The organism is Candidatus Thiodiazotropha endoloripes (assembly GCF_001708965.1).
GTDB lineage: Bacteria > Pseudomonadota > Gammaproteobacteria > Chromatiales > Chromatiaceae > Thiodiazotropha > Thiodiazotropha endoloripes.
In genome coordinates, this window is the sequence record NZ_LVJW01000003.1 from 1,197,334 (window position 1) to 1,209,028 (window position 11,695).

General features: G+C 51.7%; 10 protein-coding genes. 5 read left to right on the forward strand and 5 right to left on the reverse strand.

Going from position 1 to position 11,695, the window contains the following annotated elements:
• Positions 1–10: 10 nt before the first annotated feature.
• Positions 11–265: a DUF4212 domain-containing protein gene (locus A3193_RS05420; protein ID WP_068995522.1), complete on the reverse strand. Its 255-nt coding sequence runs from the start codon at positions 263–265 to the stop codon at positions 11–13.
• A gap of 523 nt (positions 266–788) precedes the next feature.
• On the opposite strand from A3193_RS05420, the gene A3193_RS05425 reads away from it, so the two are divergent.
• The gene (locus A3193_RS05425) at positions 789–1,244 is read left to right on the forward strand and encodes a tellurite resistance TerB family protein (protein WP_069005162.1); all 456 of its coding nucleotides are present in this window, start codon (positions 789–791) and stop codon (positions 1,242–1,244) included.
• A 108-nt stretch (positions 1,245–1,352) separates the two neighbouring features.
• Positions 1,353–2,747, forward strand: coding sequence for a diguanylate cyclase (locus A3193_RS05430; protein ID WP_069014265.1), 1,395 nt, complete (start codon positions 1,353–1,355; stop codon positions 2,745–2,747).
• Between the two features lie 26 nt (positions 2,748–2,773).
• On the opposite strand, the gene A3193_RS05435 is transcribed toward A3193_RS05430, so the two are convergent.
• From A3193_RS05435 to A3193_RS05450, 4 genes are all read right to left on the reverse strand, one after another.
• On the reverse strand, positions 2,774–4,111 hold the full coding sequence (locus A3193_RS05435) for a sigma-54-dependent transcriptional regulator (protein ID WP_069014266.1): 1,338 nt from the start codon (positions 4,109–4,111) through the stop codon (positions 2,774–2,776).
• 296 nt (positions 4,112–4,407) lie between these two features.
• Positions 4,408–7,356 carry an ATP-binding protein gene (locus tag A3193_RS05440; protein WP_069014267.1) on the reverse strand — a complete coding sequence of 983 codons (2,949 nt, stop codon included), beginning with the start codon at positions 7,354–7,356 and terminating at the stop codon, positions 4,408–4,410.
• Complete coding sequence (locus A3193_RS05445) at positions 7,346–7,537, reverse strand: hypothetical protein (protein ID WP_069005166.1); 192 nt, start codon at positions 7,535–7,537, stop codon at positions 7,346–7,348. Before A3193_RS05445 ends, A3193_RS05440 begins: the two co-directional genes overlap by 11 nt.
• Positions 7,538–7,662: 125 nt before the next feature.
• Positions 7,663–8,625, reverse strand: a complete 963-nt coding sequence (locus A3193_RS05450; protein WP_069005167.1) for a chemotaxis protein — start codon at positions 8,623–8,625, stop codon at positions 7,663–7,665.
• 369 nt (positions 8,626–8,994) lie between these two features.
• Between A3193_RS05450 and A3193_RS05455 the strand changes: the two genes are divergently transcribed.
• Genes A3193_RS05455 through A3193_RS05465 form a run of 3 tightly spaced genes read left to right on the forward strand, consistent with a single transcriptional unit; the run spans position 8,995 to position 11,648 of the window.
• Entirely contained in the window at positions 8,995–9,378 is a 384-nt protein-coding gene (locus tag A3193_RS05455) for a DUF6394 family protein (protein ID WP_069005327.1), read from the forward strand.
• 12 nt (positions 9,379–9,390) lie between these two features.
• Positions 9,391–11,094 (forward strand): potassium channel family protein, encoded by a 1,704-nt coding sequence (locus A3193_RS05460; protein WP_069005168.1) that lies wholly within the window; start codon positions 9,391–9,393, stop codon positions 11,092–11,094.
• Entirely contained in the window at positions 11,091–11,648 is a 558-nt protein-coding gene (locus A3193_RS05465; RefSeq protein ID WP_069005169.1) for a hemerythrin domain-containing protein, read from the forward strand. The genes A3193_RS05460 and A3193_RS05465 overlap by 4 nt, the downstream gene beginning before the upstream one ends.
• The last annotated feature ends 47 nt before the right edge of the window (positions 11,649–11,695 follow it).

The following is an 11,695-nucleotide window of genomic DNA, read 5'->3' on the forward strand; positions in this document are numbered from 1 at the left end:
GTTACCCCCGTTAATCCTCATGGACGTCGAATTCGACATCCAGAGCGTTCATACGCTTTGTATAGACATAGATCAGCACCAGGAAGGTATAAATCGAGCCGTTCTGGGCAAACCAGAAACCCAACCCTACACCACCAATTTTGATGGTATTGAGAGGCTCAACCAAAATGATGCCGAAAAGAAACGAGCAGGCAAACCAAATCACCAATAATATGGATACCAGGCGAATATTGGCTTTCCAATACTGTTCAGCAGTTTTGTTCATGTCATGATCACTCCGCCGTAATTAATCAAGTATTTGTCATTTAATGAAGTGTCTGTGATCCCACTCGACGTCCTGTCGTACCGTTGTACGCTTAACCAACCACCTGAAGCGAGACGGTGGGATTGACACCCACTTGTGTGTTACCGCAGAAAAAAGGGTTACACATTGCACTATTTTGTGGCGCTGATGTTTATAAAGTCAAATAAAACAATAGGTTAACTCTAGTTTTCTTATGCTGCATGGCAGCATAAGTGTTACCTTAGGTAGCATTGTGGAGGGTGTGCGTTACCAATAGGATCGTGTTACGTTTCCATTGGTAAGAAAAATTTTTTTTTGCCTGGATAACCCGCTTTTTTTAGCGTTTTTCCTGCACCATGTTGCAAGCTGCATGAGCCATTCAAGCCCCGGTCTCGAAAAAGTCCTGGTAAACAGACATGATGAATGAGATATCTATTTGTTCCTGCTGATATTAATCCCAGCTGTCTGCAAAGCCGCTTCGCTAAGCAGTTTCAGGTGAAAGTTTATGCTGAAAAGTGTTTTAGAATATTTTAATTTGCATCTACTGCCGGAGGCAGAAGCCGCTGCCGGGGAGACTCAGGCACAACTCAGATTGGCGGTGGCGGTTTTGCTGATTGAGATTGCCGAGTCCGACTTTGAACGGGCGCCAGAAGAGAAGTCGGCCATTCTCAATGGCATCAAATATCAATTCGGGCTTGAGTTTGAAGAGGCTCAGACGCTGATGGATCTCGCTGAACAGGAGCATCGTCACTCAACAGACTATTTTCAGTTCACTAGCCTGATCAACAAAAACTACAGCTATGAACAGAAGATTCAGGTCATTGAGAGCTTATGGCGGGTCGCGTTCGCCGACCGGCAGCTGCACCACTATGAAGAGCATGTGATCCGGCGACTGGCCGATTTAATCCATGTCTCACACGGAGACTTTATCTCAGCAAAACATCGGGTTATGTCTGATTGACGGTTTTTTTTACCGGTTCCTGGCAGTTTGGTGACTCCCTTTCCCATCTATTGAGCCAGTTCATGGTATATTCCTCAATGAATAAGAACACACTGAAGATGTAAAGCTATGTCTAATCTGAGTGAATCCGGCGGTCAAAAGGGGACATCCACTAAAAAAGGGTGTGTGTTGATCGTAGATGATGAAGCACGGCATGCTGAAAGCCTTGCCACCTTGGTTGAAAGCTGGGGCTACGAAGTCGCTACGGCGTCGGACGGTGCCAAAGCAGCCGGACTGCTGGTGACGCGTCGCTTCGATCTGGTTCTGCTCGATCTGCATATGCCGGTTGCCGATGGTTTTCGGGTGATGGAGTTTGTGCGCAAGCGCAGCCTGCATACCCGTATCATCACCATTTCCGGTGACCCCTCCCTTGATGACGCCATCAACTCCCTGAAAAAGGGCGCCGATCACTTCATTCGTAAACCGGTAACCCCGGTTGAACTGCTGAAGGCAATTGATGAGAGTCTGCGTAAACAGGTTAAAGACGAAAAGCTGAATCGGGTCAAAAAGAAAACTGAAATTCAGTCCACTTTGCACCGGATGATGTTCGATGTTGCCCCGAATATACAGTTTCTGCTCGACACCAAGGGTAAGTTCCGTATGGTGAACAGTGTTTTCACCAAAGTTACCGGTTATCCTAAAGAGAAGATTCTCGGTCAGCACTGGAGTTCGCTGGTGGAATCGGATCAGGTGGATCGTATCCATCATGTGTTCGAGGAGCGGCGCAGCAGTCCTGATCGCTTTCCCGAGGTCGAATTACGATTACGTTGCTATGACCGTCCGGGCGGGCAGAATGAGGTCAAGTCAAAGAGTATTCTGGTGGCATTGCAATCGAAGAGGCTCTATTCACGCAGTGGTGAGAAAAAGGTTTTCTTCGGTACCTACGGGGTTGCCAGGGATATCACTCAGTACAACAAGCTGGAAGAGCTGAACAAATATCAGGAGTTCCATGACAATCTGACTGGGTTGCCCAACCGGGTACTGTTCGATGATTATCTCAATTTCGCACTGACACAGGCCAAGCAGGAGGCGGGTATGCTCTGTCTGCTGAATATTGTGGTTGTGGACTTGAAACAGGTGAATGAGGCCTATGGACACTCGGTAGGGGATAGCTATCTGCAGAATATGGCAACCAGACTCAAAAAACTGATTCGTAAAGGGGACATTCTGGCGCGTGTCGATGGGAGTGAGTTTGTCGTGCTGCTATCGCATATCAAGCAGGAAAAATCTGCCATCCATATCTCCGAGAAGATCCGCGCCGGCCTGAGTCAATCCCTGCTGGTCAATGGTCAGAATCTGTCACCCCAGCTGAGCATCGGATCCTCAGTTTATCCCAAGGATGCAGAGAGTAATGAAGAGCTGCTGAGATTTGCGCAGTCAAATCATGGGATCAATCTGCAGAGTAAACAGCGCCACCTGATGCAGAGCTCGAACTGGATCAAATTGATCAAGAAACAGTCCTAACATGATTGGGTCGGTTGACTACCGACTCAGTTTTTCCTGCCTTTCTTCTCTCTGGGTATACCGAAACGCTGACGCCTTTCCCACAGAGCTTTGCGGCTGATGCCCAGCTTTTTCGCCAGTTCCGTCTCTGTCATATGATCCTGGTTATCCAGCACGAAGTGTCTGAAGTACTCTTCAAGAGAGAGATTGTCGTTTATATTCTCCAGTTTATGCTGACCACTGGTGATGTGATGGTCGATTGCCAGCAGTTCCGGAGTGATACTCTCGCCTTCACAGAGGATGACTGCTCTTTCGATGGTGTTGGCAAGTTCTCTGACATTACCGGGCCAGTGGTAGCGTCGAATCGCTTCCAGGGCACTGCGGCTCATGCTCAAGGCAGGACGATTGAGCTGCTTACTGGATTTATTCAACAGGTATTTGGCCAGCGCCTTGATGTCATTACCCCGTTCACGAAGGGGTGGTAGAGCCATCTCTACGACCCGCAGGCGAAAATAGAGATCACTGCGAAAACTCTGCTGCTGCACAAGTTTTCTGACATCCTGATGGGTGGCGGCAATGATGCGTATATCTGAACTGTTTTGGTCGCCCTCCTGGCGGGGGGCGTATTCATCTCCCTGGAGTACCCTTAACAGTCTGGCTTGAGCGGCCATCGATAGTTCGCCAACCTGATCCATGAACAGGGTACCGCCCTGGGCTTTTGCCAGGAGTCCACCGCGTCCGTTCTGTCGCTCGTCCTGCTGGCCGAACAACTCCGCCTCCACCTGATGTTCCGGCAAAGCGGCGCAGTTGAATACCACAAATGGAGATTGGCTGCGGTGGCTTCGCTCGTGCAGTGCCCGGGCAACCAGCTCTTTCCCGGTTCCCGATTCACCGAGAATCAATACCGTGGCGTCGGTTGGCGCCACTTTGTCTATGCGTCGGAATACATCGACCATCGCCGAGCACTCTCCGATCATTCCTCGGACCGGATAGCTCTTTTCCACTTCCGATTTGAGTACTTCCTGTTGCCGAAGCTGGCGGTCTTGTTTTATCACCCGCTCAACCACCATCAACAGTTCATCGTGATCGAAAGGCTTGGCGATATAGTCGATGGCGCCGAGCTTCATGGCATCCACTGCTGAGCGGATACTCGCATAACTGGTCATGATCAATACCGGTGTGGGTGTGGCGATATCGATGATTTCCGTACCGGGGGCGCCTGGTAAGCGGACATCGCTGATGATCAGGTCAAAGTTCTTCAGTGGCAGTTGCCTGGCTTCCTCCACCGATCCGGCCTCGACTACCACATAGTCGTTGCGTTCCAGCAAGCGTTTCACGGCCCGGCGGATAACGGATTCATCTTCAACAATCAATATTTGGTTCATGGGGTCATCCGAGCTCTGTGGTCTGTTGTGTTAGGGCCTGTTAACACCAATCCAATACGCCCTGCTGGGTCTGTTTTGTGTCCAGCAAGGCAGAATGAGCGTAGTGTAGTTATTCTACATGAGCGAATGATAACGCCGCTGGGTGCAAAAACAGTCCCAGCACTTCGGGTTGCTCTTGAAAAAGCGCCACTCGGCGTTGCTCGTCGCTCATTTGGAACAACCAAACTACGCTCCTCGCGCCTTGATTGGCGCTTTTTCAGGCGCAACAGGGTGCATTGGATTAGTGTTAACAGGCCCTAAACCACTTTGTCATGAAAGTTCCTGGGCAGGTCCATGATCACCCGGGTACCCTCTCCCTGTTCTGAATCGATGGTGATTGCACCTTTATGATCAGAGACGATTTTATAGGCAATCGCCAATCCGAGACCGGTTCCTTCTCCCGGTGCCTTGGTGGTGAAAAAGGGCTCGAACAGATAACCCAGATTCTCCTCCGATATGCCTACACCCTGATCGACGACCTGCAGTCTGATCAGGTCTCCGATCTCATCGGCTTTGATCTCCACTGATGATCCGGAGGTGGAGGCATGACAGGCATTGGTCAGCAAGTTGACCAATACCTGGGAGATTGCCTGGCGATCCCCCTCGATCGACCACTCTGAGTCACAGTTATTGATAAAGCGGACCTGGCGTCCATCATGGGTGAGTTTGACCAGCCTGATCGCCTCCTCGACAACATTGTGCACAATGAAGCTTTGAGTGTCCGCGCCAAGCCCACCGCTGCGGCTGAAGTTCATCAGTGTTTTAACGATGTCGGTGATTCGTTGAGTTTGGTTGAGAATCTCGTTGATACTCTCTTTGATTAATTCAGGATCATCTTCATGGCGAAGATTTTGTGCCAATGAAGCGATACCGGTTACCGGATTACCAATCTCATGCGCCACACCGGCAGCCAGTCGGCCGATGGAGGCGAGTCGTTCACTGTGTGCCAGCTCAGCTTCCAGGGTCTCCAGGTCGGTCAGATCCTCCATCAGCATGACCTGGCTGGTGCGAGCTTCCTCTACCGGATGGTCCATCGGCAGCGGCGCCGGGATGGCGGCTTTATGCAGATTGAACCAGCGGCTCTTGTTGCCATGGGTTACTTCCAGGTGGTGAATATGCTCATCCGCCGCGGAGGCAAAACCACCCAGCAGATGTCCCCAGGGTTCAGGCAGACGGTGCAGTGAGACACCGATTGCATCCCGTGCATTTACCCCAGTCATCACTTCCATGGCCAGATTCCAGATGGTGACCGTACGCAGCCTGTCGATGGTGCAGACTCCAAGGGGTAGATCGAGCAGGATCTGTCTGTGGTAGCGGCGCAGGTTATCCAGATCCGCACTCAGACCGCGAAGCCGGGTGCGGGAGTGCTCCAGTTGATCCTCGATGAAACGCATCGAATCCGCCAATGCGGTTTGGGTATGGATATCGAGTTGCAGTCGGCGGTTGATGATCATATGTGCCAGCTGAGGGCCGAGCAGTCCGGAGAGATTTCGTTCAATTCGCTCGCGCAAGCGCCGCAATTGGGAAGGTCGGGTCTCCGAGCGGGTAAGACTGAGATCGCGCAGGGCTTGCTCCACCTCCCGTTGGGCCGCTTCATGTCCCAGCATCTGGGCAAGCTGCTTGGTGAATTGGGCGGTTGAGCCGGCGCTTACCATACCGCCCATAGGCACCAGGGATTCACTGCAGCAGGCGTTAGCGGCCTCTTTCTCTCCAAGTGACTGTTTACTGAGCAGAGAGCCGAAGACGAACAATAGGGTATTCAAGGCCAGAGACCAGAAGGTGGCAAACTCCCACTGGTCCATACCCGATGCGAGTCTCAATCCGGGTATATCGAATTCGGTGCGTATAAAACCGGAGTTTTCCAGCAGGGGGAGAAGCAGGGTGGCAGACCAGATGGCAATTCCGGCCAGTAACCCAAGGATGAATCCCATCCGGGTGGCCCGGCGCCAGTAGAGCAGACCCACAACACCGGGCAGGAACTGGGCGACCGCAACAAAGGAGATCAGGCCGAGTTGCACCAGCCCCTGATGTTTTTCCAGCAGGATATAAAAACCGTATCCGGCCATAATGATCAGTGCGATCAACAGGCGCCGGCCGAGTAGCAGCCAGCGGTATAGATTGACCGCCGGATCGGGGAAATTGGTCGGCAACAGAATGTGATTCAGGGTCATCGATGAGAGGGCCAGGGTGGTGATGATCATCATCGCACTGGCTGATGATACCCCACCGATGAAGGCCAGCACCGGTAACCAGCTTGGACCCTGTTCCAGACTGATGCCAAGAGCGAAAAAATCGGGATGGATCGGCAGCTCGATCGCCTTGCCAGCCCAGAGAATGATCGGGATCGGCAGATTGATCAGCAGCAGAAAAAGTGGGAATGCCCAGCTGGCTGTGCGCAGTGCCTTGGGTTCAAGGTTCTCGGTAAACAGCATGTGAAACTGGCGGGGCAATAGAAACGCTGCAGCAAATGCCAGCAGTATGAGAGTTGCCCAGGGACCCTCTCTCACCGGTGCATAGAGTTTATCCAGAGCTTCCGGGTGGTCGGCCAACCACTGTTCCAATCCGCCAAAACCACCAAATACGCCAAACAGGGCGGTCGCTCCAATCACCAGCATGGCGACCAGTTTGACCATCGATTCAAACGCGATGGCCAGTACAAGTCCCCGATGTTTCTCCCGGCTGGTGCTGTGTCTTGCACCGAAAAGTATGGCGAACAGCACCAATGTACTGCAGAAGATCAGAGCCAGAATTCGTGGCGCGACGGTCTGGCTGGCAACCTGAAGTGAATCGGTGACCGCGCGGATCTGCAGCGCGATGTAGGGCAGAGTGCCCAACAGCATGAACAGGGTGACCAGTATGCCGGCAAGCTGGGAGCGATAACGGAAAGCGAACAGATCCGCCAGCGAGGTCAGCTGATACTCTCGGGTCAGACGAAGAATCGGCTGAAACAGAATCGGGGTGAGGGCGAATGCCAGAGTCACTCCAAGATAGATGGTTAAAAACAGATAGCCCTGAGTCTCTGCAAAACTGACGCTGCCATAGTAGGTCCAGGAGGTGGCATAGACACCGAGTGACAGCACATAGATGCTGGGGTGCCTGATAAACCGTTCAGGAATTCTGCCACTGTCCGCGGCAAACGCGATGAGAAACAGGATTGCCAGATAGACAACGCTGATGCCGAACAGTAGCCAGAGTTCATGGTTCATGGCGTCGTCGGTTTACCCAGGCGATGAAAAAGATGACGGCCAACCAGAGCAGGTAGGGCAGGTACCAGTGACGACCAGGAGAGGTCCACCACATCATTACTGGAGTGGAGAAGAGCAGAATGATCAGCAGAACAAGTGCCAGGGTTCTGTCAATCTGTCGATCCGGGGGTGTCTCAGGCATTAAAGAAGCCTAGCAGTTGTTACTTAAGGTAACAACTATCTTCTGCGCAGCGGGGGCTCTTTTAGGTGATTGAGACGGAAATGCAAATAGAGGGGCGCCCCACTCAAGGCGTCCCCCGGTTTGGACTATTTTTGGCCGTTGATGTTATCGACCATTTCGTGGAGTTTTGCAGAGAGCTCATTGGGTTCAAATTTAGGTACATAGGCATCGGCACCAACCCCTTTACCCAAGGCCATGTTGGCATCGGCGGAGAGTGAGGAGTGCATGATGATTGGAATGTCGCTGAAGCGGGCATCCTCCTTGATCTTTTTGGTCAGTACATAGCCATCCATTTCAGGCATTTCAACATCGGTGAGGATGATCTGCACAAAGTCACTCGGCCTGTGATCGGTTGCGCTGGCTCGTTCGGCAATCTCCTTGAGCTTATTCCAGGCTTCAGCGCCATTTGAGGTGCTGATGTATTTCATGCCCATATGATCGAGGGTACGCATGATCTGATCCCGGGCCACCGCTGAATCATCTGCAAACAGCAGGGTGACATCGCTGTCCTCGACCTGTTTGATGCCATCGAAGATATCCGAACCCTGACCAAATCCTGAGGTCTGGCTCAGCACCATCTCCACGTCCATGATCATAACCAGGCGACTATCTTTCAGTTCTGTCACTGCGGTAACCAGGCCACCATGCTGCTGGGCCATCATCGGTGGAGGGACTTTCACATCCTCCCAGGCCAGACGTTCGATGGTATCCACGGCATGCACCAGAAAGCCCTGAACATTTTTGTTGTATTCAGTGACGATCAGAATACCCGGCTTCTCTTCAGTCTGTATTCCGCAGAAGTCAGGCAGGTTGATGACTGGAATCATATTACCGCGCAAACTGACCATGCCTTCCACCGAAGCCGGCATGTCCGGCGCGTGGGTAATCTCCGGCACGAGCATCACTTCGCGTACCTTGAATACATTCACACCGTAGGTCTCTTCACGACCTGTTCTGACATCCTTTCCAAGGCTGAAAAGGAGAACCTCTAAACGATTTGTACCGGCAAGGCGTGTGCGGTCGTCTACAGATTTAATAAAATTGGACATTTTTAGTTACTCAGAATTTTGTCGCATTTCAGGATTGTGGGTAATTTGAGCACGCCAAAACGACTCTTCCCGACTGATGTTTGTAGCGGTCGATTTGGGCAAAGCTTTAGTCGCAGCCGCTTCCACAGGCCAATCCGGGTGAGTTGATGGTTGTGTCGGTATGAGAGAATCTCAAATTCCAATGTGGCTGCTTGGAAAATTCTTATGATTTCGGTTAATAACTCAAGATAAATAACTGGAAAAAGGCTATATTTTACCCCAAGATCAGTGAATGCAGCTGTTTTGCCGGATTAAGATCAAGATACATTGATGATTCCAGGGCCAGGCCCGAATGCAAACCGGCAATCAGCTATTTAGAGGAGAATGCGTGTGAATCCGGAAAAGGTACTGTTTGGTTTTTTTATTGTACTTGCCCTGACCCTCAATTTCGGTTTTTTTGTCGGTGAACTGGACAATCCGGACCATCACCATGTCTATGAACTGTTCGCCGTGGTCGTGGTAAACCTGGTTGCCACCGTTCTCAAATTCGGCGACCGCACCCAGATGGGGGCTGTGCTGCTGGCCACCAGTCTGGTTGCGCTGCTACAGCTTTTCGCCGCGGCTTTGGTGTGGACTGTCGCGGTACATGTCACTGAAACCGGACTGACAACCGTTACCATGGCCAGCATCGTTTCCCTCTCCGGTGGCGCCATGCTGGCTAATGTGGTTTCAGTGGTTCTGTTGATCATTGAAACGGTGATGCTACGTCGCTGACGCCGGCAAACGATGAACAACATCATCTTTCTGATCTTTCGGCGCATGCGGGCGCCACTGCTGACCCTGGTACTGGCTTATTCAGTGGCGGTGCTGGGCCTGGTACTGATTCCCGGCCGGGATGGTGATGGCAATGTCTACTACATGGATTTTTTGCACGCCTTCTATTTTGTCAGTTATATGTCCAGTACCATCGGATTTGGCGAATTGCCCTATCCATTCACTGCAGCTCAGCGCTTGTGGGTCACTCTGTCGATCTTTTTCACGGTGGTTGTCTGGCTCTATTCCATCGGTACCGTGTTGGCTCTGCTCAAGGATGAAACCTTCCAGAAGGCACTGACAGAACGAAGATTTGCAAGAAAAATCAGTAGATTGAGGGAGCCTTTTTATCTGGTATCTGGTTATGGGCAAACCGGGGAGGCGCTGGTTAAGGCATTGACCGATCGTAGTCAGCATGCGGTCGTAATCGATATTCTGCAGGAAAGAGTGAATCTGCTGAAGCTGGAGAACCTGCGTGAGTATGTACCCGGTTTGTGTGCGGATGCGCGTCTACCGGAGCATCTGCTGGAGGCTGGTCTGAAACACCCCCTGTGTGAGGGTGTGGTGGCATTGACCAACTCCAATGAGACCAATCTGAAGATTGCGATTACCGCCAAACTGCTGCATCCCGATATCGAGGTGATCTGCCGGGCCGACTCCCACGATATTGAAAAGAATATGGCCTCATTCGGCACCGACTACATCATCGATCCCTTTGATGCGTTCGCACTCTATCTGGCGACGGCAATCCAGGCACCCTGTCTCAGCCTGATGCAGGACTGGCTCTCGTTGGGGTTTAATGACCTGCTCAGTGATCCGATTCATCCGCCAAAAAAAGGATTGTGGGTAATTTGCGGGTATGGTCGTTTCGGTAAAGCGGTATACGATAAACTGGTCAAAGAGGATCTCGAGGTGGTGGTGATCGAGGCTGAACCCAGCCAGACCGGTACCCCGCAGACACAGCTGGTGGTCGGCAGGGGAACAGAGGCCGATACCTTGATGGAAGCAAGTATCGAGCGTGCCGTAGGACTGGTGGCCGGCACCGACAACGATGCCAACAATCTTTCGATTATCATGACCGCACGAGAGTTGAATCCGGATCTGTTTGTGATACTGCGGCAGAATCGTAAATACAATGACCCGGTGATACATGCGGTGGGTGCTGATATGGTGATGTTGCCGAGTGAGATCATCGCCAACAGAATTCGGGTGTTGTTGGGTGTTCCGATGCAGCATCAGTTCGTCAAGTTGGCGATGCACCAGGATGACGAGTGGGCCTGTCAATTGATCAGTCGTATCTCAGCATTGGTTACCGAGCATGCTCCGGATGTCTGGGAAGTTGCTTTCACAGAACAGGATACCCATGCGGTATGTCAATATGTTCGGGAGGGACGGAACCTGACCTTGGGAGAGTTGACCACCGACCCCCGGGATCGAACCAGTCCATTACCCTGTATTCCTCTGATGTTCTTGAGGCACAATGATTATACCTTACTGCCGGGTGAGGATCTGGTTGTGCAAAAAGATGACCATTTTCTATTCTGTGGTAGGGTGTCGGCTAAACACAGGATGGAATGGACCCTGCAAAATGAAAACGCCTTGAACTATATTCTAACGGGTGAGACCAGACCACAGGGCTGGATCTGGCGAAGACTGCAAAAAAGAGAGGTGACATGAGTCAACTACTAGAAAAACTGCATCGGGACCACATCAATCTCGCTCGTCTACTCGACCTGCTCTCTGCAGAACTCGACGCACTGGCTGCTGGCCACGAATCGAACTTCGATCTGAAGATAGAGATGTTGGATTACATCGAGCACTATGCCGAACAGTCGCATCATCCTACCGAAGACCAGATCAATGCGGTCGCCTTCAAGAAAAAATCGATGCAGCCCCATGCTGCCCTCTATGAACGGGTCTGTCGTGAACATGTCAGCCTGCTGGGGCTGGCCAGTCGTTTCCGAACCACGCTGGAGGGAGCGATGCAGGGTGAAGTGTTGCTTCGTGATGAAGTCGAGACACAGGGACGGGAGTTCGTAGCCTTGCAACGCCAGCATATCGACCTGGAAGAGGAGGAGGTATTCCCTCTGGTAGATGAGGCCTTGAGTGAGAAGGATTGGCAAAAGCTCGAAGCGGAGATCACTCATGGTGAAGATCCGGTATTCCATCGAGAGGATTACAATCGCTTTCGCAGTCTGATCGACTATCTGAAGGCCCATGAGGATGAGTAGCAATCCGAATCAGTAGCCAATGGAGGGTTTCAGCCGAATATCTCCGG

Coding starts and splice junctions, on each gene's coding strand:
- A3193_RS05420 (WP_068995522.1), bottom strand. CDS start 265: ATGAACAAAACTGCTGAACAGTATTGGAAAGCCAATATTCGCCTGGTA.
- A3193_RS05425 (WP_069005162.1), top strand. CDS start 789: ATGCTGAAAAGTGTTTTAGAATATTTTAATTTGCATCTACTGCCGGAG.
- A3193_RS05430 (WP_069014265.1), top strand. CDS start 1,353: ATGTCTAATCTGAGTGAATCCGGCGGTCAAAAGGGGACATCCACTAAA.
- A3193_RS05435 (WP_069014266.1), bottom strand. CDS start 4,111: ATGAACCAAATATTGATTGTTGAAGATGAATCCGTTATCCGCCGGGCC.
- A3193_RS05440 (WP_069014267.1), bottom strand. CDS start 7,356: ATGAACCATGAACTCTGGCTACTGTTCGGCATCAGCGTTGTCTATCTG.
- A3193_RS05445 (WP_069005166.1), bottom strand. CDS start 7,537: ATGCCTGAGACACCCCCGGATCGACAGATTGACAGAACCCTGGCACTT.
- A3193_RS05450 (WP_069005167.1), bottom strand. CDS start 8,625: ATGTCCAATTTTATTAAATCTGTAGACGACCGCACACGCCTTGCCGGT.
- A3193_RS05460 (WP_069005168.1), top strand. CDS start 9,391: ATGAACAACATCATCTTTCTGATCTTTCGGCGCATGCGGGCGCCACTG.
- A3193_RS05465 (WP_069005169.1), top strand. CDS start 11,091: ATGAGTCAACTACTAGAAAAACTGCATCGGGACCACATCAATCTCGCT.